16 protein-coding genes are annotated in these 24,318 nt (G+C 69.6%); 9 read left to right on the forward strand and 7 right to left on the reverse strand.

Annotation, left to right across the window (positions count from 1 at the left end; genetic code table 11):
- Positions 1-7: 7 nt before the first annotated feature.
- The 5 genes from moaC to KNN16_RS06440 all read right to left on the reverse strand — a co-directional run bounded on the left by moaC (position 8) and on the right by KNN16_RS06440 (position 5,047).
- A complete protein-coding gene (gene moaC, locus KNN16_RS06420) occupies positions 8-496 on the reverse strand; it encodes a cyclic pyranopterin monophosphate synthase MoaC (RefSeq protein ID WP_088572116.1) in 489 nt (162 codons plus the stop codon).
- A 13-nt stretch (positions 497-509) separates the two neighbouring features.
- Positions 510-1,676 carry an iron-containing alcohol dehydrogenase gene (locus tag KNN16_RS06425; RefSeq protein ID WP_303900134.1) on the reverse strand — a complete coding sequence of 389 codons (1,167 nt, stop codon included), beginning with the start codon at positions 1,674-1,676 and terminating at the stop codon, positions 510-512.
- 50 nt (positions 1,677-1,726) lie between these two features.
- The gene (locus KNN16_RS06430) at positions 1,727-2,137 is read right to left on the reverse strand and encodes an SCP2 sterol-binding domain-containing protein (protein WP_299287609.1); all 411 of its coding nucleotides are present in this window, start codon (positions 2,135-2,137) and stop codon (positions 1,727-1,729) included.
- A 58-nt stretch (positions 2,138-2,195) separates the two neighbouring features.
- On the reverse strand, positions 2,196-4,280 hold the full coding sequence (fusA, locus tag KNN16_RS06435; RefSeq protein ID WP_303900136.1) for an elongation factor G: 2,085 nt from the start codon (positions 4,278-4,280) through the stop codon (positions 2,196-2,198).
- A 233-nt stretch (positions 4,281-4,513) separates the two neighbouring features.
- Entirely contained in the window at positions 4,514-5,047 is a 534-nt protein-coding gene (locus tag KNN16_RS06440; RefSeq protein WP_303900138.1) for an HD domain-containing protein, read from the reverse strand.
- Positions 5,048-5,574: 527 nt separating this feature from the next.
- Here KNN16_RS06440 and KNN16_RS06445 point away from each other — a divergent pair.
- On the forward strand, positions 5,575-6,696 hold the full coding sequence (locus KNN16_RS06445) for a response regulator (protein WP_303900139.1): 1,122 nt from the start codon (positions 5,575-5,577) through the stop codon (positions 6,694-6,696).
- A gap of 3 nt (positions 6,697-6,699) precedes the next feature.
- Positions 6,700-8,346: a DNA mismatch repair endonuclease MutL gene (gene mutL / locus KNN16_RS06450; protein ID WP_303900141.1), complete on the forward strand. Its 1,647-nt coding sequence runs from the start codon at positions 6,700-6,702 to the stop codon at positions 8,344-8,346.
- Positions 8,347-8,350: 4 nt separating this feature from the next.
- On the opposite strand, the gene selB is transcribed toward mutL, so the two are convergent.
- Together selB and KNN16_RS06460 are read right to left on the reverse strand one after the other, a co-directional pair.
- Positions 8,351-10,258: a selenocysteine-specific translation elongation factor gene (gene selB, locus KNN16_RS06455; protein WP_303900144.1), complete on the reverse strand. Its 1,908-nt coding sequence runs from the start codon at positions 10,256-10,258 to the stop codon at positions 8,351-8,353.
- 26 nt (positions 10,259-10,284) lie between these two features.
- Positions 10,285-11,523, reverse strand: a complete 1,239-nt coding sequence (locus KNN16_RS06460) for a hypothetical protein (protein WP_303900146.1) — start codon at positions 11,521-11,523, stop codon at positions 10,285-10,287.
- Between the two features lie 316 nt (positions 11,524-11,839).
- Here KNN16_RS06460 and KNN16_RS06465 point away from each other — a divergent pair, with 316 nt between their 5' ends.
- From KNN16_RS06465 to KNN16_RS06495, 7 genes are all read left to right on the forward strand, one after another.
- Complete coding sequence (locus tag KNN16_RS06465) at positions 11,840-17,662, forward strand: hypothetical protein (protein ID WP_303900149.1); 5,823 nt, start codon at positions 11,840-11,842, stop codon at positions 17,660-17,662.
- Between the two features lie 598 nt (positions 17,663-18,260).
- Positions 18,261-18,431 (forward strand): lysine biosynthesis protein LysW, encoded by a 171-nt coding sequence (lysW, locus tag KNN16_RS06470; protein ID WP_303900152.1) that lies wholly within the window; start codon positions 18,261-18,263, stop codon positions 18,429-18,431.
- 3 nt (positions 18,432-18,434) lie between these two features.
- On the forward strand, positions 18,435-19,352 hold the full coding sequence (gene lysX / locus KNN16_RS06475) for a lysine biosynthesis protein LysX (RefSeq protein ID WP_303900153.1): 918 nt from the start codon (positions 18,435-18,437) through the stop codon (positions 19,350-19,352).
- The gene (gene argC, locus KNN16_RS06480) at positions 19,325-20,365 is read left to right on the forward strand and encodes an N-acetyl-gamma-glutamyl-phosphate reductase (RefSeq protein ID WP_303900156.1); all 1,041 of its coding nucleotides are present in this window, start codon (positions 19,325-19,327) and stop codon (positions 20,363-20,365) included. Before lysX ends, argC begins: the two co-directional genes overlap by 28 nt.
- 14 nt (positions 20,366-20,379) lie before the next feature.
- Positions 20,380-21,204 carry a [LysW]-aminoadipate kinase gene (locus KNN16_RS06485; RefSeq protein ID WP_303900159.1) on the forward strand — a complete coding sequence of 275 codons (825 nt, stop codon included), beginning with the start codon at positions 20,380-20,382 and terminating at the stop codon, positions 21,202-21,204.
- 796 nt (positions 21,205-22,000) lie between these two features.
- A complete protein-coding gene (locus tag KNN16_RS06490; protein WP_303900162.1) occupies positions 22,001-23,200 on the forward strand; it encodes an aspartate aminotransferase family protein in 1,200 nt (399 codons plus the stop codon).
- Positions 23,197-24,285: a [LysW]-lysine hydrolase gene (locus KNN16_RS06495; RefSeq protein ID WP_303900165.1), complete on the forward strand. Its 1,089-nt coding sequence runs from the start codon at positions 23,197-23,199 to the stop codon at positions 24,283-24,285. Before KNN16_RS06490 ends, KNN16_RS06495 begins: the two co-directional genes overlap by 4 nt.
- The last annotated feature ends 33 nt before the right edge of the window (positions 24,286-24,318 follow it).

Here is a 24,318-nt window from a genome sequence, read left to right on the forward strand (position 1 = left end):
CTCCCCCTCACGGTTCCAGGACGAGATCGCCGCTTCGTCCTCCGTGCTTTTCGATCAGGCGGATGTTGGTCAGGCGCATGCGCCGATCCAGCGCCTTGGCCATGTCGTAGATCGTCAGGGCCGCCACCGCCACCGCCGTGAGCGCCTCCATCTCCACGCCGGTGCGGGCCACCGTCTCCACCTGCGCGGTGATCTCCACCCATGGAAGAGGATGCGCCTCATCGGGATCGTGAAGGGCGAAATCCACCTGGACCCGGGTGATGGGCAGGGGATGGCACAGGGGAATGAGATCGGGGGTGCGCTTGGCGGCCATGATGCCCGCAATGCGCGCCGCCGCCAGCACATCCCCCTTAGGGAGACTCCCCTCCCGGATGGCGGCCATGGTCTCCGGAGCCATCCACACCTCTCCCCGGGCGACCGCCACCCGGTGGGTCTCCGGCTTCTCCCCCACATCGACCATCCGCGCCCGGCCGTGCTCGTCCAGATGCGTGAGCATACATCCCCCCGGTTTAAAAATCCACCATCTTCCCCTCGTAGGCATACAGCAGCAGGTGCTCCACCTCCTCCGCCGTGGGGGACCTCGGGTTGGTTAGCGTGCTGGGGTCCTCCAGGGCGTATTCCACCAGAGTGGGGAGATCGGCCTCAAAGTCGTCCCTCGGGATCCCGCAGGCGGCGACGGTCTGAGGCTGCTCCAGGGTTTCGAGCAGCTCCAGGACAGCCCGGGAGAGCTGGAAAGCCGCCTCGGGGCCGTTGGGGCTCGGCCGTCCGATGGCATGGAGGAGGTGGGCGTAACGATCGGCAGCCACCCGGGCGTTGAACTCGATCACATAGGGGAGGAAGAGCCCCACCGCCCGGCCGTGGGGGATGTCGAAGCGGGCGCCCAGGGCGTGGCCCAGGCTGTGGGCCAGGCCCACCATGGCGTTTCCGAAGCCGATGCCGGCCATCGTGGCCGCCAGGTGCATATGGGCGCGGGCCTCCGGATCCCGGGCGCCGTCCCGGTAGGCACGAGGAAGGTAAGCGAAGATCAGGCGGGCCGCGTGCAGGCACATCGCATCGCTGAACGGGTTCCGCCAGGTGCTGACGTAGCCCTCCAGGGCATGGCTCAGGGCGTCCATCCCCGTGTCCGCGGTCAGGCGGGGCGGCAGATCCATGGCCATCGCGGGATCCACGATGGCGATGTCGGGCATGTTCTCCCGGGAGCCCACGCCCAGCTTGCGCCGGGCTCGGGGATCTGTGAGGACGATGGCCCAGGTGGCCTCCGAACCGGTGCCGCTGGTGGTGGGGATGGCGACGAGGCGGGCGCGGCGCCGCAGGCCCAGCGGCTCCATCGGGCTGATGGCCAGCGGATCGAGGTCCGGCCGTTCGAAGAGCACCCAGATCGCTTTCGCGGCGTCGATCACGGAGCCTCCCCCCACGGCCACGATCCAGTCCGGGTTGAAGGCCCGGATCACATCGGCTCCGATGCGGACCAGGTCGATGGTCGGGTTGGGCTCCACCATATCGAACACGTGGACCTCCATCCCGGCCCGGCGCAGGTGCTCCTCGACCTGCCGGACCAGGCCCAGGCGCCGCAGCTGGGCGTCGGTGATCACGAAGGCCCGCTGCCCCCTCAGCTCCTCCAGATAGAAGAGGGCGTCCTCACCGAAGACGATCTCCGGGGTCTTGAAGAACCACATCGGTCTTCACCCTCATGCGCCGCGCATGGGGAAAACGCTTTGAAGCCCTTTCAGGCGATGAAGTCGGTCGGCACGCGGGTGCAGCAGAGCACCAGCTCCTTGGCCGCCCGCACGTTCCGCATGATGTTCACCATGTTCCCCTTCAGCTTGATGCGACCGGTGACCAGCGCCTGGATCGGATCCAGCTTCCCCTGGATGACCTGCTTCCACACGGAGTAGGGGGCGGACATCCGGTAAGCCGGGTTGCGGGCCGACTCATCCGTGACCTCGAAGGCCTCGCGGCACCGCCCGTGCCAGAGGTCCATATACAGCACGACGGGCTTCGTCATGGGGCCTTCGGGCTCCACGACGAAGTAGAAATCGCCCTCCCAGTTCTTCGCGGCCTCGGCGTATCCCGGGCTGCGGTTAACCTCCTCCATCAGAGCCTTGATCCACGCGTCGGAGGGAAAGGGGATCCCCATCGCGAGCCTCCTGACGTTCGGCGTTCCTGAGACCGGGATCTGCCTCCGGCTCGATGCCTCAAGCTTTCTCCTTCGCGGCCTCCCGCTCCCGCCGCGCCTGCTCGATGATGGTCTGGGCGATGTGATGAGGGACCTCCTCGTAGTGGCTGAAGGTCATGCGGAACACGCCGCGGCCCTGGGTCAGGGAGCGCAGCTGGGTGGCGTAGCGCTGCATCTCCGCCAGAGGGGCCAGGGCGATGATGACGCTCTTGTCGCCCTGCTGCTCGATGCCCTGCACCCGGGCCCGGCGCGTGTTGAGGTCGCTGATCACGTCCCCCGTGAACTGCTCCGGCACGATGATGGTGAACTGCATGATCGGCTCCAGGAGGACGGGGCCGGCCTGCTGGAAGGCCAGCTTGAACGCCTCGCGCCCGGCGATCTGGAAGGAGATGTCGTTGGAGTCCACCGGGTGCTCCTTGCCGTCGTAGACGGCCACGCGGACATCCACGATCGGGTAGCCGGCCAGCAGCCCCTGCTCCATCACGCTCCGGATGCCCTTCTCGATGGAGGGGGCGAAGTTGGAGGAGATCGCCCCGCCGAAGACCTCCCAGACGTATTCGAAGCCGCCGTCCCGCGGCAGGGGCTCGATGCGCAGGTGAACCTCGCCGAACTGCCCGGCCCCGCCGGTCTGCTTCTTGTGGCGATACTGGGCCCGGGCCACCTTGGTGATCGTCTCCCGGTAAGGCACCTTGGGGACGCTGGTCACGATCTCCACGCCGAACTTGGTCGCCGCCCGACGGACAGCCACGTCGATATGGGCGTCCCCCATGCCCTCCAGGATGGTCTGATGGGTGGAGGGCTCCTGGCGGAGATGGAGGGTGGGATCCTCCTCGCACAGGCGCTGGAGGGTCGGGATGAGTTTGGCGGAGTCGGCCTTCGTCTTCGGCTCCACCGCCACCGCATAGAGCGGCGTGGGATAGACCGGCGGGGCGATGCGCACCGGATGGCTGCGATCGCAGAGAGTGTCCCCGTGGCCCGTCACGTTCAGCTTGGGGACCGCCCCGATGTCCCCGGCGACCAGCTCCAGAACCGGGATCTGCTCCTTGCCCCGCATCACGAAGATCTGGGCCAGCCGCTCCTCCTGGCCCTTGTTCACGTTGAAGAGATGGGAGTTGGAGCGCACGGTCCCCCGGAAAACGCGGAAGTAGGCCAGTTTCCCGACGAAGGGATCCGCCGTGATCTTGAACACATAGGCCACGGTCGGCCCGGCCGGATCCGGCTGGATGGCCTCCGGCTGCCCGTTGGAGACCGGCACCGCCTCGACCGGCTTCGCCTCCAGGGGCGAGGGGGCCAGCTGGACCAGCAGGTCCAGCAGAGGGCCGACGCCGATGGTTGAGAAGCCGGCCACATAGACCACCGGGACGATGCGTCCGGTCAGGAAGCCGGCCTTCAGGCCCCGGCGGATCTCCTCCTCCGTCAGCTCGCCGCCCTCCAGGTATTTCACGATCAGCTCGTCATCGGATTCGGCGGCGGCCTCCATCAGGCGCATCCGGGCCTCCTCCGCCTCCTCCCGCAACGCCGGTGGGATCTCCCCGGCCTCCCCACGGGGGCCCCGGCGCGCTTTCATGGCGATGAGATCCACCACCCCTTCGAAAGCCGCCTGACTGCCGATGGGCAGCTGGATGGGGACGAAGTTCGCCTTGAAGGCCCGCTGCAGGCTCTCCAGGGCTCGCTCGTAGTTCGCGTTCTCCCGATCCATCTTGTTGATCACCGCGATGCGGGGCAGGCCTCGCTCCTCCAGGGCCGCCCACGCCTGCTCAGTGCCCACCTCCACGCCCGCCACGCTGTCCACGACCACCAGCGCGCAATCCGCCACGTGAACCGCGCTCTTCATCTCGCCCACGAAATCCAGGTATCCGGGAGCATCCAGGAAGTTGAGCTTGTGGTCGGACCATTCGATGGGGATCAGGGAGGTGTAGATGGAGAGGCGGCGACGGATCTCCTCCTCATCGAAATCGGAGACGGTGTTGCCTTCCTCCACGCGGCCCATGCGGGTGGTCGCCCCGCTGATGAACAGCATCGCCTCTGCCAGGGTGGTCTTGCCGGATCCGTTGTGGCCAACCAGCACGATGTTCCGCAGGTTCTCAGTGCGATACGTCTTCATCGTGCCTCCCTCTCTTTAGAGGATGTCCCCAATCCGCCCTCGAGGCGGAAGGTTTCTCACCGCCTCCTGCTTTTTCCGACCTCCGCCCGTTCCTTCCGCACCGGCGAAGTCCGATCCCTGAGCCGACGAGCGCGCGTTCAGAGGAAACCTTTCCTCAAGCCCATCTATAGTTTAACCCAGAGCGCCATCCCTGGGGTTCCGCTGCCCCCGGCCGGGCCCTTTCGGGACCGCTCTCAATTCCGTCCATCCGCTTCCTGCAACCGGCGGAGCAGACGGGTCTCCAGATCCTCCTCCGGCTGGGGAGGGCCGAGAGGCTCCTGGTGACGCCGGATCAACGCCACCGTGAGGGGATCGCACCCGGCCGCCTGAGCCCAGGCCGCCCCGATCTCCGGATGGGCCCGATACCGCTGGACCCGCGCGGCCCAGCGGCGGAGCAACGGGAGCTGCCGGAGGATCCGTCGCCAGGAGGGCGGGCACAGGGCCTCCGTCAGCACCAGCAGGGCCCGCTCCCAGGGAGAGAGGGGCGCGGCGGCTTTCCCCACATCGTGAAGCAACGCCGCCTGCAACAGCGCCGGGTGCGTCTCCCCCCACTCCAGCAAGGTTCGCAACACTGCCAGGCTGTGACGCTGGTCGCCGCGCGGCATCCGCCGGAACAGGGCCTGGGCCTCCGGAGGCAGGAACCGGGCCACCAGGGCCCGATCCTCCTCCCGGATCCGCGCCCCCAGCGCCCAGCGGAACTGCCGCCACCGATAACGCCATCCACCCATCTTCGCTGGACTCGCCTGCCTGGCCTGAAGCCGGAGGTTGAAGTCTTGAACGATTGGCTCTTCCCCTCCAATGATTCGGAGATTTTGATGCAAGTCAACTGCCTGCGGTTGCCCTGCTGGAACCAGTGGCGCAGCGGCGAGAAAGATCGATGCGGTAGGCGCGGCTTCCGCCGCGACCTTTGCGTCATCGAAGACAGCGGTTCGGGGCTAAAGCCCCTCCTACAGAAACCGTCTTTTTGTAGGAGCGGCTTCCGCCGCGACCCTTTGCGCCATCGAGAGCCAGAAGCTCGGGGTTGCCGGAGCAGCCTTCATTGCAACCCCTGCGCCATCGAAGACAGCGGTTCGGGGCTAAAGCCCCTCCTACAGAAACGGATTTTCGTAGGAACGGCTTTCGCCGCGACCTCAGCGGCGGCCTCCCGGGAACGGCCCGTCCCCCTCGATGCGGGTAAAATGGAGCCAGGCCTGAAACGTGGCGAGCGCGGAAACGCCCGCCCGTCTCGATCCCTCGAAGGTGGTCCATCAACGCCATGGGTTCATCCGAAGGAAGGGGCATCCGTCCGCCCCGCGTGTTGATCGTGGAAGATAACCCGAACGAGGCCCGGGCGCTGCATGATCTGCTGGTCTGGAACGGGTTTGAGGTCGCCCTGGCGGCCACCGCCCGCCAGGGATGGAGCCGGCTGCGCTCCTGGGGTCCTGACGCGGTGGTCCTCGACCTGGGGCTGCCGGATGCGGACGGCTTGACCCTTTGCCGGGCGATCAAATCCGACGCCCAGCTCCGGGACCTCCCGGTGCTCATCCTCACCGGCCGCTCCGCGGTCCGGGAGCTGGTGGAAGGCCTGCGGGCGGGGGCGGAGGATTACGTCGCCAAGCCCTACGATCCGCGGGAGGTCCTGGCCCGGCTGCAGGCCCTCCTGCGCCGCGGCCAGCGCATTGCCTCCCTCAAAACCTATCACTTGCAATGGTGGAATTTCCTCCGAGCCTTCGTCCCCTCCCCGGTCCTGCAGGCGCTCCAGAAGGCCCCGCAGGAAGTGGTGGGCCCCGTCCGGATGCGACCCCTCAGCATCCTCACGGTGACATGGGGCGGGCTCCGGGAGCGGCTTCGCGAGGCGGCCCAGGATGGCCGGCTCCCGGCCGGGACGCTGGGCCAGGCGCTGAACCGGCATCTGGAGGTATTCCACACGAGCATCCACGCCGAGGGAGGATCCCCTGCGCCCATGGTGGACGAGGTGACGATGGCCTGGTTCAACATCCCCCTCCCCTGCCCGGATCACGCGGTGCGGGCCCTGCGGGCCGCCCTGGTCCTCCGGGAACGGATCCGCCGGCTCCACTCGGAGCTTCCCCCCGGCCTGCGTTTCGTCCCCGGGATCCTGCTGCACCGGGGGAACGCCCTGGTGGGGCTGATGGGAGGCGCGAGTTACCGGCACTACGGCGCCCTGGGGGAAGCGGTGGAAGCCGCCCGGCGGCTGGCGTTGATCGCTCCCCCCGGGGAGATCCTCCTCACCCCCGCGTTCTACGAGGCCGTCCAGGGCCTTCTCCCCGCCCAGCCCTGGACCGAGGCCCCCGCTTTCCTCCGGATCCCCCTTTACCGGGTTTCCACCGGAAGCCATCCGCTCTCCCCCTCGTCCTCGACGGAGAAGGGAGGAAGGTGAACGATGCCGGCCGGCGCGTCCTCCCGCATCGAAGTCCTGCCTCCGGAAGTGGCCGCCCGGATCGCGGCGGGGGAGGTGATCGAACGGCCGGCCTCCGTGGTGAAGGAGCTGATCGAGAACGCCCTGGACGCGGGTGCCACCGCGATCCAGGTCGAGCTCCGGGAAGGGGGCTTCGCCTGGATCCGGGTGGCCGATAACGGGACCGGCATCCCCCGGGATCAGCTCCCGCTGGCCCTGGCCCGCTTCGCCACGAGCAAAATCCGCAGCGTGGAAGATCTGACCCGCGTGCGCACCCTGGGATTCCGCGGCGAGGCCCTGCCCAGCATCGCCGCCGTGGCGCGGGTGGAGATCCTCACCCGCACGGCCGAGGAGACCGAGGGCACCCGTCTGCTCGCGGAGGAAGGGCGGATCACGATGCAGCCGGCGGCCAGCCCGGTGGGGACGGTGGTCACCGTGCGGGACCTTTTCTACAACACGCCGGCCCGCCGGCGCTTCCTGAAATCCCCTTTGCGGGAAGCCGAGCGGGTCCGCGAGACGGTTTATCGCTACGCCCTGGGCTATCCCGAGGTCGCCTTCCGCCTCCTGGTGGACGGCCGGGAGGTTCTGATCGCGCCCCCAGGGACCGCCCGTGAGCGGGCGGCGCTGATCTGGGGACGGGAGGTGGCGGAGGAGCTGATCCCGGTCTTCTGGGAGGCGGCGGACCTGCGCATCACCGGCCTGATCTCCCGGCCCACCCTGGGTCGCTCCTCGCGGGCCTTTCAATACTTCTACGTTAACGGGCGCCCGGTGCGCAGCGGGCTGCTGGCCGTGGCCCTGGAGCGCCCCTATGCCGGGCGGCTCCCGCCGGGGCGCTATCCCCTGGCGATCCTGCACATCGAGCTGCCCCCCGCCTTCGTGGACGTCAACGTCCATCCGCAGAAGGCGGAGGTGCGCTTCTCCCAGGAGCGCTCGGTTTACTGGGGCGTGAGCCGGGCGGTGGAAACCGCCCTATCCGGGTTCCCCCCGCCGGAGGTCCCGCCCGGCTTCTGGCCCGGGGGGATGCCGGAGCTCCCCGCCCGGCCTCTGGCGGAGCCCCTGGAAGGATACCGGCCCGCCTCCCGCTGGCGCGCCCTGGGGCAGCTGTTCCAGAGCTACATCCTGGCCCAGAGCGAGGAGGGCCTGATCGTGGTGGACCAGCACGCTGCTCACGAGCAGGTGCTCTTCGAACGGCTATGGTCCGGAAGCCCACCGGTGGCCCTCCCCACCCCTGCCGTCCTCTCGTTCTCCGCCCGCGAGGCGGAGCGGCTGGAGGCGGAGCTGGACGGGATCCGAAGCCTGGGCTTTGACATCGAGCCCTTCGGGGGGAACGCCTTCGTGGTCCGCGCCGTGCCGGCCCCGCTCTCCGGGCAGCCGGTGGAGGGATTGCTTTCGGCGATCCTGGAGGAGCTGCAGGCCGCCCGGCGGGACGCGGGGGATCTGCGCGAACGGCTGGCGATGCGGCTGGCCTGCACGGCCGCCGTGAAAGCGGGGGACGGCCTCTCCCCGGAGGAGATGCAGGCCCTGCTCGACGCGCTCCAGGAAGCCTGGTCCCCCAGCACGTGCCCCCACGGCCGCCCCGCCTGGTTCCTGCTGGATCGAGATGAGATCGAGCGCCGTTTCCTTCGCCGGTGAGGGCTCAGGAGGCGGAGGTCTTCGATCCCGGATCCCCGCCCGATTCGGCCCCCCACACGCGCACATCCCCCACGCGCCGGGTGATCCCCAGGGCGTCCATCTGTTCCAGCAGGGCGACGGCGACCCGCCGGCTGGTCCCCAGCAGATCCCGGGCCTCGGCCGCGGAGATGGTGCCGTGGGCCTGCAGGTGCTCCCGGATCCGCGCCACGGCCTCGTTCCAGGTCTCCGTCGGCATCACGAGCTCCTCGCCGAGCCGGATCAGGCGTCCTTCATCGAGCAGGGCCTGCAGGAGCTCTCGGCCCAGGACGGCCTCCGCCTCCTTCCAGGTGGGGGGATGCCACGGATCCCGGCGGAGCCCTGTTAGCCACGTTTCCACCTGTTGACGCTGCGTCTCGGTCAGGCGGATGGTGAAGCCGGGGCGCCGGATCAGCGGGCCGATCTCCTCGATTTGACCCTCCCGCAGGGCCGCCTGCAGCACGGCCTCGAAGATCGGGGCCGGCCAGCCGAGGCGGCTGCGGGCTTCCTCCCGGGGCATTCCCCGCCGGAGAGGGTTCTCCCGATGGTAGGCCTCCACCCGCTCCACCAGCTGCCCCACGGCCCGGGCCTGCCAGTCGAGGGCCGCCCAGAGGTCCCCGGCGAGCGGGATGGCCTCCCCGCGTTCGGCCAGGGCCTCGAACCACCGCCGCACGGTCTCCGGCGGCAGGGCCAGGCGCCGGGAGGCCTCCGGGAGGGCGAGGGATCCGGCCTCCTGCAACCAGACCCGCAGCCGGGACGCGGGGTCCGCGCGGTGGAGGGCCCGGAGGGTCGTGAGGACCTCCGGGCGGAGCCGGCGGTGGCGGCGAGCCGGATGGGCGTCCAGGATCTCCCCGCCGCCCAGGGTGATGGAGGGCGAAGGCCAGCGGAGGATGAAACGATCCCCCGGCGCGACCACCGTGGGACGGCTCAGCACCAGCTGGACGAACCCCATCTCCCCGGGAGGCAGGATCTCCCGATCCAGGAGGCGGACCCGGGCCATGATCTGGGCCGCCCCGTGGAAAAATTTCACCTCGGCGAAATGGGGAAGCGGCCGCGGGGATCCCTCCCAGTGGATCAGCGCGGCGTCGAGGAGGGCGGTGGGCGCGAACCGTCCGGGGACCGTCACCCAATCTCCCCGGCGGAGCTCCTCCGGTGAGACGCCGCTCAGGTTGATGGCCACCCGGGAGCCCGGGAGGGCCTGCTCCACCCGCCGTCGGTAGGATTGCAGCCCCCGGATGCGCGCGCGGCGGCCGGAGGGCCAGATCTCGACCTCATCCCCAACGCGAAAGCATCCGTCCCGCAGGGTGCCGGTCACCACCGTCCCGAAGCCGGGCATGGTGAAGACCCGATCGATGGAGAGACGAGCCCGGCCCAGGTCCGGCGGGGGCGGCTGGCCCTCCAGGGCCTGCTGCAGGGCCGCCACCAGCGCCTCCAGGCCGGCCCGGGTGCGGGCGGAGACCGGGACGATGGGCGCGGCCTCCCAGCAGGTCCCCTGAAGCAGGGCGCGGATCTCCTCTTCTACCAGGGCCAGCCACTCCGGGTCCACCAGATCGATCTTGTTCAGGGCGACGACGCCCCGACAGACCTCGAGGAGGGTGAGGATGGCGAAGTGCTCCCGGGTCTGGGGCATCACGCCCTCGTCGGCGGCCACCACCAGCAGGGCGGCGTCGATGCCGCCCACGCCCGCGAGCATGTTCTCGATGAAATCCAGGTGGCCGGGCACGTCCACGATCCCCACCGTCTCCCCGTTCGGCAGGGTCAGCCAGGCGAAGCCCAGGTCGATGGTCATCTCCCGGATCTGCTCCTCCTTCAGGCGATCCGGGTGGATGCCCGTCAGCGCCTCTACCAGCGCGGATTTCCCGTGGTCGACGTGGCCTGCGGTGGCGATCACCGGCATGGCGGCTCACCCGATCCCGAAGAGGGTCACGGAGAGGATCCCGGGGAGGGGGATCCGCGGCCCGGGGTTTCTTTGAGGTGCTGCTTCAAGCGCTGGAGCCGCTGCTCGTGGCCCTGGCTCCACGCGCGGGCGGCGTCGCGCAGGTGGCGGGCCCATTCCTCCTGCTCCTCCAGCAGCCCGCGGAGGAGCTGCTCCAGGCGCGGCCCCTGCCGCTCCAGCTCCTCGATGCGCCCGTCCAGCTCCCGGTGCTCCCGCTCGTGGGCGGCCCATCGCTCCTCCCGCAGGAGGTTCAACTGGTGGAAGCGCCGCTCCTGGGCCGCCTGCCACTCGTCCCACTCCTGCCGCAGACGCGCCTCGCTCAGCCGGAGGACCTCCCCCATCTCCCGCAGCCGGTTCTCCCATCCCTCGCGCAGGGCCCCCAGCTCCGTCAGGGCCTGCCGGCTCTCCCGGGCCAGATCCTGGAGCTGGCGCAGGGCGGCGTGGTAGTCCTCGATGCGGGCCAGGCGCTCCTCCACATGCTGCTCCAGGCGACGGAAGGCCTGGAGATGCTGGAGGTCGGCCAGGCGCAGCGCCTCGGTCTGGGCGGCGATCTCCTCCAGGCGGGCCTCGATGGGCTCGAAGCGCCGGGGCTGCTTGCGGAGCTCCTCCTCCAGAAGGGGAAAGCGCTGGGCCAGCTCCTCCACCCGCCGCCGCTGATCCACCTGCCCCTGCTCCAGGTCGGCGATCCGCTTGAGGGTCTGCCGGCCTTGCTCCTCGAGGTAGGTGAGGCGGGGGCGGGTCTCCTCCAGCCCGCGGCCGATCTCCTCCAGGCGTCGGGACTGGGCCTGCAGGAGGGCGCTCAGGCGGTCCTGCTCCGCGCGCCGGGAGGCCAGCTCCTGCTCCGCCCGCTCCAGACGGGGGAGGGCCTCCCGGAGCTCCCCCATCGCGCGCTGGAGCTCACCGATCTGGAGCTGCAGCGCGGCCTGTCCTTCGCGGAGCTGGCGCTCCATCTCGTCCAGGCGCCGCTGGATCAGGGCGGTCAGCTCCTCCCGCAGGCGGGCGAAGGCGGGCTCCGCCGGCGCCGGGCGGGCGGCCTGGGCCTGGGCGGCGGCCAGGGCCGCGGCCAGCTGACGGATCTGCTCCCGGGCCTGCTCCAGGAGGGCGGTCAGCTGGTCCACCCGTTGCTGAAGCAAGGCGATGGTCTCTTTGTCCTTCCGGCGCTCCTGCTCCAGCCAGAGGACGGTCTGGCGGGTCTGCGCGAGCTCCATCTCGATCTCCGGCCGCACGGGGCACCTCCCGGCAGAGATTCAGGGGTTCGACGAGCACAGTTCGGTCCGCTCCGGGACGGGACGCCGGGGGATCTCTCCGGCGCCCGCTGCGGGTTCAGTCTACACGGTTTCCGAAAGCGGGGCCACGGGCTCCGCCTCGGGGCGTGTCCCCATTCTGGTAGGACAACTGCTCGCAGTTGTCCTGCGATTTTGGGACACACCCCACCTCGGGCCCCCTTGACGGGATCCGACGCGAAGGGCCATCATAAGGTCAACCGCGCCGCTCCGGTGGGGTTCGCCCTTTCCCCTTCCGATCCGTTCGGGGGGCACAGGCATGGCGGAGTTGACGTGGACAGGGTTTGTGTTGAGCAGCATCGTGGCGGGCATCCTCGGCAACCGGGCCGACGCCGTTTTCTGCAGCCTCTGGCGAACGATTTACGACCGCCTGCGTCGAGGGGATCGTCCGGTCCGCGACCTGCAACAGGCGATCCGCAGAGCCCTCCTTCAAGCTACCCGGAGCCTGCTCTCCGACGCCCTGAGGGAACGGGGCGTGGATGTCCAAAATTTGGTCTCCCGCTTTTCGCGTCGCCTTCCCTTCGGTCAACCGAGAGACGAGGAGAGCCGATGGCTCTGGCGGGCCTATCACGAACTCACCGCCGAGCTGGGCAGGGTTTCCGATGCCGAATATGTGCCGCCGTCGTCGGTTGCGGAAAGCCGGCTGGCCTTCTTGCTGCAACCGCAAGGCGTCGCCGCCGAGGAACGGGGGAAGGAGCTGCGCGAGCGCCTGACGAACGAGTGGCTGCAGGAGCTGAGGGGATGGTTCGGCGAGCCGCCGGAGGTTTTCATCAAGCGGCTGCGGGAGGGATGGCAGCCGCCCGAGGGGGCCGGGCGGGTTTCCTGGTTCGACCTGGTTTGCGCCTTCTTCGCCCATGAAGTCAAACACAACGACGTCGTCTTCCGCATCGTCACCGCGAAGCTGCTGGCGGGCCTGGAGGTGGACGGACGATCCCTGGGCGACGCGTTCCTCGATTACCTGGAAAGGCAGTTCGCGCCTGTTCTGGAACGCCTGGAGGCCGTTCAACGGCAACTGGAGGAGCTGGGGCGGCAGCAGCGGGAGGGCTTCGAGGAGCTGAAAGCGCGACAGGCGGAGCTGACCGCCATCCTGCTGCCGATGCGGGAAACGCAACAGGCGCTGCAGGCGCTGCTCGCGGATGCAGCCGGATGGGTTCGCTGGATCGCGGAGCGCTTCGGCGTCAGCCACGTCGCCGCCTACTTAGACCGCGCGACGCGCCGGTTCCTGTGGGAGAAGTGGGCGCAGGGCTTCGTCGGCCGGAAGGGGGCGATGGAGCGCCTGAACCGCTTCATCGCCGCCAATCCGAACGGGGTCGCCGTCGTCTACGCCCCTGCCGGCTACGGCAAGACCGCTTTCCTGGCCCGCTGGATCCGGCAGGTGGAAGGAAGGTGGATCGGGCCGGCCGGGGATGGCGAGGCCCTCGTGGAAGCCGTTTGCCACTTCTTCAGCACCGCCGTAGCGAAGTCAACGGAGCCGCCCAACGCTTACGCTCACCTGCTCGCCCAGCTGGCCCGCCTGTCCAACTCGCCCTTCCCCATTCCCGACCGGGACGACGAGCGGTGGGCGGCCCTGCACAACCTCCTCGCCGACCGGCGATGGCCCCCGGGCGTCAAAGCGGTCCTCGTCCTGGACGGCCTGGACGAGGCGGAAGGAAAAGTCGAGCCCTTCGTCCCCCGCCCCATCCCCGACGGTCTTTTCGTCATCGTCTCGGGGCGGTGGGACGGCAAGGGCAAGCCGCCCCCTTACCTGAAGGAGTGGGCGAGGTTCGCCGAGTTCATCCCGCTGGAGGCCCTCTCGGAGGAGGAAATCCGGGAGTGGCTGCGGACGACGGGCGAGGGCGAGCTGGCCCAACTGGCCGAAAAAGCGGACTTCGTCCGGACGCTGTGGGAGAAGACCGGCGGGTTCCCGCTGTTCATCCGCTATCTGATGGAAGACCTCGCGCAGGCGGTCCGGCACGGGCGATCGCCCGAGCAGGTCCTGGAGCAAACGCCTTCCGGCTTCTCGGAGTATGTTCAGGAGCAATTCGGACAGCTGGCGAAACTGGTTCGCAACGAAAAGGGGGTTCGGGACTTGTTCGCCTTGTTGACGGTGGCGAAAGGCGCTTTGCGTCAGGACGAGGCGGAGGAGTTGACGGGGCTCTCCGTCTGGGATTTGGAGGGTCTCCCGTATTCAGTCATCCGCTGGTTCTCCATCGGCCGGGACGAGGAACAGGAGACCTACGCCTTCGCCCACCCCCTGCTGGCGGAGGAGTTCCGCCGGCACCTGGGCCGCGAGGCAAAGGAGATGGAGGACCGGCTGCTGCAGTGGTGCGCCGGCTGGCCGGCGCATCCCTCCCCCTACATCCTGCGCCACTACGCCGATCACCTCCACGAGAAGGGGGACCCCGCCCTGTTCCGGCTGGCCCTGGACCCGGCCTTCGCCGAGGCCCAGGCCCGGCATCTCCCCGGCGAGCCCCACCTGCCCCTGAAGACCGTCCGGCTGGCCCTTGAGATGGCCATCCGGTCGGAGGACGCGCCGAGGATGGCGGCGCTGCTGATCGAGCACGCCCGGCGGGCGGGCGGGGAGGAGACGCCCCTGCAGGCGTGGCGGCGGGGGCATCGGGAGCGGGCGCTGCGGATGGCGACGGAGATCCTCTTCGAGCGGGACCCCCGGCTGGGGACGCTCTGGAGCCTGCTGCTGGCCTGGGCGGCGGAAAGCGAGGGCGAGGGGGAGTGGGCCCGGCGCATCCTGGAGGCGGCGCGCAAGCGCTGGGAGGGGGCGAAGCTGGAGAAGTTGGAGGATTGGCAAGGGGAGCTGGCGGCGTTCTGGCTGGGGGAGCTGGGGGCGGTGGAAGGGGCGGCGGAGGCGGCGGGCCTGATGCTGGATGATGCGCACAAGGGGAAGGTGGCGGCGGGCTGGGCTTCCCGGGGGCTGTTCGACCGAGCCCTGAACGTGGCGGAAGGGATCCAGGAGGCATGGAAGCAGGCATCGGCCTTTGGGGCCATTGCGGAAGCCATGGCCAGGGCCGGAATGTGGGAGCAAGCCCGCCGAACGGCAGAAGCAATCAAAGAGGCTGGGGAGCGGGCATGGGCCTTGGGGGCCATTGCGGAGGCCATGGCCAGGGCCGGAATGACCCAGCAGGCCCTTTGGGAGCAAGCCCGCCGAACGGCAGAAGCAATCAAAGAGCCACGGGAACGGGCAGAGGCCTTGGGGGCCATTGCGGAGGCCATGGCCAGAGCCGGAATGACCCAGCAGGCCCAGGAAGCCTTCCACCAAGCCCTCCAAACGGCAGAAGCAATCAAAGGGGCATGGGAACAGGCTTGGGCCTTGAGGGCCATTGCGGAGGCCATGGCCAGGGCCGGAATGACCCAGCAGGCCCTTTGGGAGCAAGCCCGCCGAACGGCAGAAGCAATCAAAGAGCCACGGGAGCGGGCATGGGCCTTGGGGGCCATCGCGGAAGCCATGGCCAGCGCCGGAATGACCCAGCAGGCCCAGGAAGCCTTCCACCAAGCCCTCCAAACGGCAGAAGCAATTAAAGAGGCTGGGGAGCGGGCATGGGCCTTGGGGGCCATTGCGGAGGCCATGGCCAGGGCCGGAATGACCCAGCAGGCCCAGGAAGCCTTCCACCAAGCCCTCCGAACGGCAGAAGCAATCGAAGAGCCACAGGAGCGGGCAAAGGCCTTGGGGACCATTGCGGAGGCCATGGCCAGGGCCGGAATGACCCAGCAGGCCCAGGAAGCCTTCCACCAAGCCCTCCAAACGGCAGAAGCAATCAAAGGGGCATGGGAACAGGCTTGGGCCTTGAGGGCCATTGCGGAGGCCATGGCCAGGGCCGGAATGACCCAGCAGGCCCTTTGGGAGCAAGCCCGCCGAACGGCAGAAGCAATCAAAGAGCCACGGGAACAGGCTTGGGCCTTGAGGGCCATCGCGGAAGCCATGGCCAGCGCCGGAATGTGGGAGCAAGCCCTCCGGACAGCAGAAGTAATCGAAAGGGCACGGGAGCGGGCAGAGGCCTTGGGAGCCATCGCGAAAGCCATGGCCAGCGCCGGAATGTGGGAGCAAGCCCGCCGAACGGCAGAAGCAATCAAAGAGCCACGGGAACAGGCTTGGGCCTTGAGGGCCATCGCGGAAGCCATGGCCAGCGCCGGAATGTGGGAGCAAGCCCTCCGGACAGCAGAAGTAATCGAAAGGGCACGGGAGCGGGCAGAGGCCTTGGGAGCCATCGCGAAAGCCATGGCCAGCGCCGGAATGTGGGAGCAAGCCCGCCGAACGGCAGAAGCAATCAAAGAGCCACGGGAACAGGCTTGGGCCTTGAGGGCCATCGCGGAAGCCATGGCCAGCGCCGGAATGTGGGAGCAAGCCCGCCAAACGGCAGAAGCAATCAAAGAGCCACGGGAACAGGCTTGGGCCTTGAGGGCCATCGCGGAAGCCATGGCCAGGGCCGGAATGACCCAGCAGGCCCAGGAAGCCTTCCACCAAGCCCTCCGAACGGCAGAAGCAACCGAAGAGCCACGGGAACAGGCTTGGGCCTTGTGGGCCATTGCGGAAGCCATGGCCAGCGCCGGAATGTGGGAGCAAGCCCGCCAAACGGCAGAAGCAATCAAAGAGCCACGGGAACAGGCTTGGGCCTTGGGGGCCATCGCGAAAGCCATGGCCAGCGCCGGAATGACCCAGCAGGCCCAGGAAGCCTTCCACAAAGCCCGCCGGACAGCAGAAGCAATCAAAGAGCCACGGGAACGGGCAGAGGCCTTGGGGGCCATCGCGGAAGCCATGGCCAGGGCCGGAATGTGGGAGCAAGCCCGCCGAACGGCAGAAGCAATCAAAGAGCCACGGGAACGGGCGGAGGCCTTGAGGGCCATTGCGGAAGCCATGGCCAGGGCCGGAATGACCCAGCAGGCCCTTTGGGAGCAAGCCCGCCGAACGGCAGAAGCAATCAAAGAGGCTGGGGAGCGGGCATGGGCCTTGAGGGCCATTGCGGAGGCCATGGCCAGGGCCGGAATGTGGGAGCAAGCCCGCCGAACGGCAGAAGCAGTCGAAGAGCCACAGGAGCGGGCAAAGGCCTTGGGGGCCATTGCGGAGGCCATGGCCAGGGCCGGAATGACCCAGCAGGCCCAGGAGGCCTTCCACCAAGCCCTCCAAACGGCAGAAGCAATCAAAGGGGCATGGGAACAGGCTTGGGCCTTGAGGGCCATTGCGGAGGCCATGGCCAGGGCCGGAATGACCCAGCAGGCCCTTTGGGAGCAAGCCCGCCGAACGGCAGAAGCAATCAAAGAGCCACGGGAACAGGCTTGGGCCTTGAGGGCCATCGCGGAAGCCATGGCCAGCGCCGGAATGTGGGAGCAAGCCCGCCAAACGGCAGAAGCAATCAAAGAGCTACGGGAACAGGCTTGGGCCTTGAGGGCCATTGCGGAAGCCATGGCCAGGGCCGGAATGTGGGAGCAAGCCCGCCAAACGGCAGAAGCAACCGAAGAGCCACGGGAACAGGCTTGGGCCTTGTGGGCCATTGCGGAAGCCATGGCCAGCGCCGGAATGTGGGAGCAAGCCCGCCAAACGGCAGAAGCAATCAAAGAGCCACGGGAACAGGCTTGGGCCTTGGGGGCCATCGCGAAAGCCATGGCCAGCGCCGGAATGACCCAGCAGGCCCAGGAAGCCTTCCACAAAGCCCGCCGGACAGCAGAAGCAATCAAAGAGCCACGGGAACGGGCAGAGGCCTTGGGGGCCATCGCGGAAGCCATGGCCAGGGCCGGAATGTGGGAGCAAGCCCGCCGAACGGCAGAAGCAATCAAAGAGCTACGGGAACGGGCGGAGGCCTTGGGGGCCATCGCGGAAGCCATGGCCAGGATCGGGGAAGCGGAGGGAGCGGCTGGCATCATGGAGCGAGAGATCGGGGCGCGGGAGCAAGGATTGCTCGCCGTCCTTCAGGCGCTGACCGAACGGGCGCAGGAAGAGGACGAAAAGAGCAAGCGGGTCTTCCTGCGGCTGCTCCCCCTGTGCGGCTGGTCGCTGGAGCTGGCCTATTCCGCCTGCGGGCTGCTGGCCCGGCTCTACCCGCACCAGGCGGAAGGGATCGCCCGGGCGATCCGCGGCATGCCGCCCGCGGCGTAGATCCCCGGGGTTCGAAGGGAAGATCCGGCCGGGCGATCCATCGCCGCATCGAGGCTCCCCGCCTTCGGCCGCGCCGGTTGGCCGGACCGCCGTCCAGGGGGCTTCGGGGGAAGGCGATGGGCCGCGGGCCGGGCCGAACCCGCCCCGGCCTTCCCGAGGTCCGAACCCCGGCGCGGCGCGCCGGGGCCTTCCAGACATGCAGGACAACTGTGAGCAGTTGCCCCGCATGCGGAAAAGCCGGAGCGCCCCGGCGCCGCGCGCGGGTGTGTCCTGATTTTGTCGGGCCCGGCCGCCTTGTAGGACAACCGCAAGCAGTTGTCCTACGATCTTGGGACACACCCCCGCGCGCCGGGCCCCCTTGACAAAATCGAAAACCCGGATATATTTAGAGCCAAACTGAGGGAGCCGCCCCTGCTCTATGGAACGCCGAACGCTGTGGATGGCGTGCATCAAAAAAGCCGCTGCGCCTCCAGGCCCGGACGGTAGTCCGGTCCTGACGTAGCGGCTTTCTCATCCGTCAGGATCCTCACCCCCAGACTGCCGTCCGGCGGCCTGGGGGTTTTCTTTTTGCCCCAAACCCAGGCGAAGGAGGTGCGCGATGGCCCAGGCGATGTGTCCGGAGTGCGCGGCCGGCGTGCCGCTGCGGGAGGACGTCATGCTCCACGAGTTCCTCACCTGCCCCGAGTGCGGGACCGCCCTGGAGGTGGTCTCCCTCTCCCCGCTGACCCTCGACCGGGCGCCCCAGGTGGAAGAGGACTGGGGGGAGTGAGCGATGCGGATCGCCATATTCTGCTCGCTGGTGCGCACGGAGGAGAAGTGGCTGCTGGAGGCGCTCCGACGCCGGGGGGCGGAGGTCGAGGTCCTCCACGATCGCTCCGCCGTCCTGGAGGTCGGCGCAGGGGAGCGCTGGCGCCGGTTCGACGCCGTGCTGATGCGCTCCCTCAGCCACTGGCAGGCCTTCCACGCCGCCCGGCTGCTGGAAGACCTGGGGCTGCCGGTGATCAACCCCTCCGCGGTGATCCACACCTGCTCCGACAAGCTCCTCACCACCGCCGCCCTGGTCCGGGCCGGGATCCCCACCCCTCGGGTGAAGGTCGCCTTCTCCCCCGAAGGCGCCCTGCAGGCCATCGAGGAAATGGGCTACCCGGTGGTCCTGAAGCCGGTGCTGGGCTCCTGGGGCCGGCTGCTGGCCCGGGTGAACGATCGCGACGCCGCGGAGGCCCTCCTGGAGCACAAGGAGACCCTGGGGGGCTTCGCCCACGGCGTCTACTACATCCAGGAATACATCCCCAAGCCGGGGCGGGACATCCGGGCCTTCGTGGTGGGCGGGGAGACGGTCGCCGCGATCTACCGGACCTCGGCGCACTGGATCACCAACACGGCCCGGGGCGGGCGCGCCCTCAACTGCCCCATCACCCCGGAGCTGGCGGCGCTCTGCGCCCGGGCCGCGGCCGCAGTCGGCGGCGGGGTGCTGGCCCTGGACCTCTTCGAGGATCCGCAACGGGGGCTGCTGGTCAACGAGATCAACCACTCCATGGAGTTCCGCAACTCCGTGGAGCCCACCGGGGTGGACATCCCGGGGGCGGTGGCGGACTTTGTGCTCCGGGTGGCCCGGGAGGGCTGGGCCGCGGCCCACCGCGCCCTTCCCCAGGAGGTCGGGCAATGGAACGGGTCCGCGTCAGCATCGTAGGCGCCTCGGGATACGTGGGCGGGGAGCTGCTGCGCCTGCTGCTCCGGCATCCTTACGTGGAGATCGCCCAGGTCACCTCGGAGTCCCATGCCGGGGAGCCGGTGCATCGCGTGCACCCGCACCTGCGCAAGGCGACGGGGCTGACGTTCTGCCGCATGGCGGATCTGAAGCCCTGCGATATCCTCTTCATCGCCCTCCCCCATGGCCAGGTGGCGCCCCGCATCGAGGCCTTCGCGGCCCTGGCTCCTGTCCTCGTGGACCTCTCCGCCGATTTCCGGCTCCGCCGGCCGGAGGACTACGCCCGCTGGTATGGCCATCCCCACCCCCATCCGGAGTGGCTGTCCCGCTTCGTCTACGGCCTGCCGGAGCGCTACCGGGCGGAGCTGCGCGGGGCCCGCGCCATCAGCGGGGTCGGCTGCAACGCGACCGCCGCCATCCTGGCCCTCTGGCCCCTGGTCCGGGCCGACCTGCTCGACCCGGAGCGGCCGGTGATCGTGGACATCCAGGCCGCTTCCTCGGAGGCCGGGCGCGAGCCGAACCCGGGCTCCCATCACCCGGAGCGCCACGGGGCGATCCGCCCCTACGCCCCCGTCCAGCACCGGCACACCGCCGAGGTCCGCCAGGCCCTCGGCCGCGAGGGGGTGGTCCTCTCCCTCACCGCCGTGGACGCCGTGCGGGGGGTGCTGGCGATCGCCCACGCCTGGCCCCGGGATCGCATCGCCGAGCCGGAGCTGTGGCGGATCTACCGGGCCGCTTACAGCGAGGAGCCCTTCATCCGCCTGGTGAAGGATCGTCAGGGCGTGCACCGGCTGCCGGATCCCAAGGCGGTGGTGGGGAGCAACTTCGCGGACGTCGGGTTCGCGGTGGAGGAGGAGACGGGACGGATCGTGGCCCTGTGCGCCCTTGACAACCTGATGAAAGGCGCGGCGGGCTCCGCCGTCCAGTCCCTCAACGTCGCCATGGGCTGGCCGGAGACGGCCGGCCTGGATCTGATCCCCGTGTATCCCGCGTGAGGGGAGGCGGAAGGATGTGGGTGATCAAGCTGGGAGGGAACGCGGCGGTGAACGCGGAGGCGGTGCTGGAGGAGCTGGCCGCCTGGGCCCGGGAGGGCCGGCGCTGGGTGCTGGTCCACGGGATCTCGGCCGAGGCCGACGCGCTGGGGGAGGCCCTGGGCCATCCGCCCCGCTACATCACCTCGGCCTCGGGCTTCACCAGCCGATACACCGACGCCCGCACCCGGGACATCCTGCTGATGGCCTACGGCCGGGCGAACGCCCATCTGGTGGCCGCCCTCCACCGGCGCGGCGTCCCGGCCATCGGCCTGCGGGGGATCGACGGCGGGTTGCTCCGGGCCCGGCGGAAGGAGGCCCTGCGGGTGCGGGAGGGCGAGCGGATCCTGATCCTGCGGGGGGATTACTCCGGCACCCCCTCCGGGGTGAACGAGAGGCTCCTGCGCGCCCTGCTGGATCAGGGGCTCTACCCGGTGATCGCCCCGATGGGGCTGACGCCGGATGGGGAGATCGTCAATGTGGATGGGGATCGGGCGGCGGCGGCCCTGGCGGCCGCCCTGAGCGCGGAGGGCCTGATCTTCGTCACCGGGGCGCCGGGGTTGCTCCGGGCCTTCCCCGATGAATCCACCCGGGTGCCGCGATTGACCCTCCCGGAGCTGGAAGCGGCGATGGCCTGGGCCCAGGGCCGGATGCGCCACAAGCTGCTGGCCGCCCGCGAGGCCCTGACGGGCGGCGTGCCGCAGGTCCTCCTGGCCGATGGCCGGCGGCCCGCCCCCCTCGCCGCGGCCCTGAACGGGAACGGCACCCGAATCGATGCCGACGGGCACGGGCGGGTCGAATGAGGCGGGTCGAATGAATTCGACCTCAAAGGGCCTTCGGCCAGCGTCGGCTTGTGCGCCGAATGAATTCGGCCTCCAGAGGCCTTCGGCCGACGGTCGGCTTTATGCGTCGAATGAATTCGACCTTGAAGGGCCTTTGGCCAACGGTCGGCCTGCGCCGACCGAAAAATACTCTCCGCGTCGGCGAAGGCCGACGCCTGGCGCGTAGCACCTGAGAAGGCCGATTTCAATCGGCGCGAAGGCCTCCGGCCAGCGGTCGGCTTGTCCGCCGAATGAATTCGGCCTCCAAAGGCCTCCGGCCGACGGTCGGCCTGCGCCGACCGGAAAGGCATTCCTTGCGTCGGCGAAGGCCGACGCCCGGCGCGTAGCGCCTGAGAAGGCCGATTTCAATCGGCGCGAAGGCCTTCGGCCAGCGGTCGGCTTTATGCGTCGAATGAATTCGACCTTGAGGGCCTTCGGCCAACGGTCGGCCTACGCCGACCGGAAAGGCATTCCTTGCGTCGGCGAAGGCCGACGCCCGGCGCGTAGCGCCTCAGAAGGCCGATTTCAATCGGCGCGAAGGCCTCCGGCCAGCGGTCGGCATGCACGCCGAATGAATTCGGCCTCCAGAGGCCTTCGGCCGACGGTCGGCCTGCGCCGACCGAGAAAAACCCTTTGCGTCGGCGGAGGCCGACGCCTGGCGCGCAGCGCCTTGGAAGGCCGATTTCAATCGGCGCAAAGGCCGACGCCCGGCGCGAAAGCGCCTGCCGCCCACCCAGGCCGATTCCCATCGGCACCCATCCGTGGGAGGAAAAGGACGATGGACATCCGGGCGATCGAAGAACGCTACACCAGCGGGGTTTACCCCAAGCGAGAGCTCGTCCTGGTCCGCGGCGAGGGCGTTTACGTGTGGGATGAAACGGGACGACGCTACCTCGACGCCACCGGCGGCCAGGGCGCGGCCCTCCTGGGCCACAACCCGCCAGCGGTCCGCACGGCCCTCCGGGAGCAGATGGAGCGCCTGATGGTCTGCCCGGAGATCTTCTACAACGATCAGCGGGCCGCCCTCCTCCAGGCCCTTCAAGAGGTGCTCCCGGGGAACCGGGAATGGCGCATCTTCCTCTGCAACTCCGGCGCCGAGGCGGTGGAGGCCGCCCTCAAGTTCGCCCGCCTCCGCACCGGGCGGTCGGAGATCATCGCCGCCCGTCGGGCCTTCCACGGCCGCACCATGGGCGCCCTCTCGGCCACCTGGAACCCGGCCTACCGCCAGCCCTTCGAGCCCCTGGTGCCCGGCTTCCGCCACATCCCCTTCAACGACGTCGCCGCCCTGGAGGCCGCCATCGGCCCCCAGACCGCTGCGGTGATCCTGGAGCCGGTTCAGGGGGAGGGAGGCGTGTGGCCGGCCGACCCCGCCTTCCTGCAGGCGGCGCGGGCGCTGTGCGACCGCTTCGGGGCGCTGCTGATCTTCGACGAGGTGCAGACCGGGTGCGGGCGGACGGGGCGCTGGTTCGCGGCGGAGCACTCCGGGGTGATCCCCGATTTGCTCGCCCTCGGCAAGGGGCTGGCCGGAGGGTTCCCCATCGGCGCCCTCGCCTTCCCGGCGGAGTGGGGCCCGATGCCTGTGGGCGCCCACGGTTCCACCTTCGGCGGAAACCCCATGGCCTGCGCCGCGGCCCGGGCGACCCTGGAGACGATCCGCCGGGAGCGCCTGGTGGAGCGGGCGGAGCGGCTCGGCGCGGATTTCCGGGAGCGCCTCCGTCAGCTTCAATCCCCTCTGATCCGGGAGGTCCGCGGCCTGGGCCTGATGGTGGGCGTGTCCCTGCGGGTCCGCGCCACGCCGGTCCTGCGCCGGCTGATGGCGCGGGGCGTGCTGGCGCTCCCCGGCGGGGCGGACGCCATCCGTTTCCTGCCGCCCCTGATCGTGGAAGAGGACCACCTGACGGAGATCGCCGCAGCCCTCGAGGAAGCCCTGGCGGAAACGTCCCTTCCCGTTCCCTCCGCGATGGAGGAAAGCCCATGACCGCGCGCGAGGCGCTCCCCATCCCCGATGAGGAAGCCTTCCGCCTGCTGGAGGAGCTGGTGCGCATCCCCAGCCCCTCCGGCGCGGAGCGGGAGGCCGCCGCCTTCCTGGTGGACTGGATGCAACGCTACGGATTCGCCGCGTGGATCGACGAGGCCGGCAACGCCATCGGGGTCCTCGGGGAAGGCCCTCGCACGCTGATGCTCCTGGGCCACCTGGACACCGTCCCCGGAGAGATCCCGGTGCGGGTGGCGGACGGCCGCCTCTATGGCCGGGGCGCCGTGGACGCCAAAGGGCCCCTCGCCGCAGCCCTCGTCGCCGTCGCCCGCGTCGGCCCACGTCCTGGATGGCGCTGGGCCGTGGTCGGAGCGGTAGAAGAGGAGGCCGCCACCTCCCGGGGCGCGCGCCACCTGCTGGGCACGTGGCCGCCGCCGGAGATGGTCCTCATCCTGGAGCCCAGCGGCGTCGACGCCATCACCCTGGGCTACAAGGGGCGGATGATCCTCCACGTCCGTCTGGAGGCCCCCCATCGGCACAGCGCGGTGCCCGAGCCGGGGCCCGCGGAACAACTGGTGGCGCTCTGGCTCGCCCTGCGGGAGCAGGCCCGCGCGGCTTCGCCCCGCCCAACCCTCTTCGAGCAGATCACCCCTTCCCTCCGCCGGGTGATCGCCGATGGCGACGGCCTGCGCGAGTGGGCCGAGATGACCATCGGGTTCCGGCTCCCGGAGGCCTGGCCGCCGGAACGGTGGCGGGAGGCCATCCGGCCGACCCTGGAGGCGGCCGGGGCCACCTGGCGGACCGAGGGGGAGGAGCCGGCCTGGCGGGCCTCCGCGGACAGCCCCCTCGCGCGGGCGCTGCTGGAGGGGATCCGCGGGGAGGGCCTGCGGCCGCGGCTGCTGCTGAAGTCGGGGACCTCGGACATGAACGTGGTGGGACCCGCCTGGCGCTGCCCCACCGCCGCCTACGGGCCCGGCGACGCCCGGCTCGACCACACGCCGGAGGAGCACATCGTCCTGGCGGAATACCTTCAGGGCGTTCGCGTGCTGACCCGCGCCCTGAAGTGGATCGCGGAGGGCAACCGGTAAGAGACCGATCCCGATGAAAGGAGGGAGCGCGAT

This window comes from Thermoflexus hugenholtzii, from assembly GCF_018771565.1.
Taxonomy (GTDB): domain Bacteria; phylum Chloroflexota; class Anaerolineae; order Thermoflexales; family Thermoflexaceae; genus Thermoflexus; species Thermoflexus hugenholtzii_A.

Excerpts from the sequence above, each read along its gene's own strand:
- KNN16_RS06465 (WP_303900149.1), top strand. The coding sequence starts at position 11,840 with ATGGCGGAGTTGACGTGGACAGGGTTTGTGTTGAGCAGCATCGTGGCG.
- KNN16_RS06425 (WP_303900134.1), bottom strand. The coding sequence starts at position 1,676 with ATGTGGTTCTTCAAGACCCCGGAGATCGTCTTCGGTGAGGACGCCCTC.
- KNN16_RS06430 (WP_299287609.1), bottom strand. The coding sequence starts at position 2,137 with ATGGGGATCCCCTTTCCCTCCGACGCGTGGATCAAGGCTCTGATGGAG.
- KNN16_RS06440 (WP_303900138.1), bottom strand. The coding sequence starts at position 5,047 with ATGGGTGGATGGCGTTATCGGTGGCGGCAGTTCCGCTGGGCGCTGGGG.
- lysX (WP_303900153.1), top strand. The coding sequence starts at position 18,435 with ATGCGGATCGCCATATTCTGCTCGCTGGTGCGCACGGAGGAGAAGTGG.
- selB (WP_303900144.1), bottom strand. The coding sequence starts at position 10,258 with ATGCCGGTGATCGCCACCGCAGGCCACGTCGACCACGGGAAATCCGCG.
- KNN16_RS06495 (WP_303900165.1), top strand. The coding sequence starts at position 23,197 with ATGACCGCGCGCGAGGCGCTCCCCATCCCCGATGAGGAAGCCTTCCGC.
- mutL (WP_303900141.1), top strand. The coding sequence starts at position 6,700 with ATGCCGGCCGGCGCGTCCTCCCGCATCGAAGTCCTGCCTCCGGAAGTG.
- moaC (WP_088572116.1), bottom strand. The coding sequence starts at position 496 with ATGCTCACGCATCTGGACGAGCACGGCCGGGCGCGGATGGTCGATGTG.
- lysW (WP_303900152.1), top strand. The coding sequence starts at position 18,261 with ATGGCCCAGGCGATGTGTCCGGAGTGCGCGGCCGGCGTGCCGCTGCGG.
- fusA (WP_303900136.1), bottom strand. The coding sequence starts at position 4,280 with ATGAAGACGTATCGCACTGAGAACCTGCGGAACATCGTGCTGGTTGGC.
- argC (WP_303900156.1), top strand. The coding sequence starts at position 19,325 with ATGGAACGGGTCCGCGTCAGCATCGTAGGCGCCTCGGGATACGTGGGC.
- KNN16_RS06490 (WP_303900162.1), top strand. The coding sequence starts at position 22,001 with ATGGACATCCGGGCGATCGAAGAACGCTACACCAGCGGGGTTTACCCC.
- KNN16_RS06445 (WP_303900139.1), top strand. The coding sequence starts at position 5,575 with ATGGGTTCATCCGAAGGAAGGGGCATCCGTCCGCCCCGCGTGTTGATC.
- KNN16_RS06485 (WP_303900159.1), top strand. The coding sequence starts at position 20,380 with ATGTGGGTGATCAAGCTGGGAGGGAACGCGGCGGTGAACGCGGAGGCG.